Genomic DNA, 1,792 nt, shown 5'->3' with positions numbered 1-1,792 from the left:
CGATGGGTCGTAGTCGTGCCCAGGTGAGGAACGCGGCGGCGAACAGCAGCATCCCGATGCCGGCGTAGAGGTTGATGTTGACACCGGCGGACTTGTCCAGCTCGGCCTGGGGCTGGAGGAGGCCGACCACGGTCAGTACCGCGCCGTAGACGACGAACAGCAGGGCGATGACGGTGCGGATGTCGAACGCACCCGCGGTGTGCGTGCGCTGGTGGGTCATGGCAGTGTCCTCCCGGTCAGCCGAAAACGATGTTCAACACGATGATCAGCACCAGGGCGATCCCGGCCAGCAGCCCCGGCCGCCGGTACCAGCCCGCGTCCTCCCCGGTGGTGGAGGCCGCCACGCTGGCCCGCGGGGTCAGCGAGTACACCAGCCCCACCAGCGCCGCCTCCGGCTTCGGGCGGGTCACCAGCGACACCACCACGCTCACCGCGACGTCGACCACGAACGCCACCCCGGCACCCACGAAACTCGCGCCCTGCCCCGGCAGGTCCAGCAGCCCGGTCTCCGACGCCGCGTACACCGCCACCGCCGACACCGTGCCCAGCACCAGCCCCACCCAGCCGGCGGCCGGGGTCATCCGCTTCCAGAACATGCCCAGGATGAACGTGGCGAACAACGGCGCGTTGAAAAACGAGAACAACTGCTGCAGGTAGTCCATCAGGTTCTCATAACCCGCCGCGATGAACGCCGTGCCCACCGCCGCCGCGGTCGCCCCCACCGTCACCCACCTGCCCATCGACAGGTAGTAGTGGTCCGGCCTGTCCCGCACCACATAGGACTGCCAGATGTCGTAGGTGAACACCGTGTTGAACGACGACAGATTCGCCGCCATCCCCGCCATGAACGACGCCAGCAACCCCGCCAACGCGATCCCCAGAATCCCGTTGGGCAGCAGATCCCGCATCAACAACAGGATCGCGTCGTTGTAGTCCACCGACCCCGCCCCCGTGGCCTTGAACGCCGCCAGCTCCGGGATCAGCACCGCCGCGATCATCCCCGGCACCACCACGATGAACGGGATGAACATCTTCGGAAAAGCCCCGATGATCGGTGTGCGCTGCGCCGCCGACATGCTCTTGGACGCCATCGCCCGCTGCACCTCGACGAAGTTCGTCGTCCAGTACCCGAACGACAGCACGAACCCCAACCCGAACACCAGACCGACCACCGACAACACCGGATTGACAAACCCGGTCAACTGCGTGCCCGGCCACGCCGTCAGCTGCTCAGCACCACCCGGCGACGCGGTGACCCTGTCGATGAGACCCTGCACCCCGCCGACCCTGACCAGCCCCACCACCGTCAACGGCAACAACGCCGCCACGATCACGAAGAACTGCAACACCTCGTTGTAGATCGCCGCGGACAAACCCCCCAACGCCGTGTACGACAACACGATCAACGCCGCGATCAACACCGACACCCACAACGGCCACCCCAGCAACGCGTTCACGATGCTGGCCAGCAAATACAGGTTCACCCCCGCGATCAAAACCTGCGCCAACGCGAACGACACCCCGTTCACCAGATGCGCCGCCGGACCGAACCGCCGCAACATGAACTCCGGAACGCTACGCACCCTCGACCCGTAGTAGAACGGCATCATCACCACACCGAGAAACAGCATGGCCGGCACCGCACCGATCCAGAAGTAGTGCATCGTCGGCATCCCGTACTCCGCACCGTTGGCGGACATGCCGATAATCTCGATCGCACCCAGATTCGCCGAGATGAACGCCAACCCCGTCACCCACGCCGGCAACGCCCGCCCCGACAAGAAAAAGTCCA

General features: G+C 65.7%; 2 protein-coding genes. Both read right to left on the bottom strand.

The window, feature by feature from the left end; all coding sequences use genetic code 11:
* Positions 1–220, bottom strand: a 220-nt coding sequence (locus IEY17_RS24945) for a hypothetical protein (RefSeq protein ID WP_188991915.1), incomplete at its 3' end; no start/stop codon positions are given.
* A 16-nt stretch (positions 221–236) separates the two neighbouring features.
* Positions 237–1,792: sodium:solute symporter family protein (locus IEY17_RS24940; protein ID WP_188991913.1), on the bottom strand; the 1,556-nt coding region annotated here is incomplete at its 5' end.

Origin of the sequence: Saccharopolyspora thermophila (assembly GCF_014646075.1) — a bacterium.
GTDB classification, from domain to species: Bacteria; Actinomycetota; Actinomycetes; order Mycobacteriales; family Pseudonocardiaceae; genus Saccharopolyspora; species Saccharopolyspora thermophila.
The sequence above is the reverse complement of the archived record's forward strand: the minus strand, read 5'-3'. Positions and strand labels throughout refer to the sequence as shown.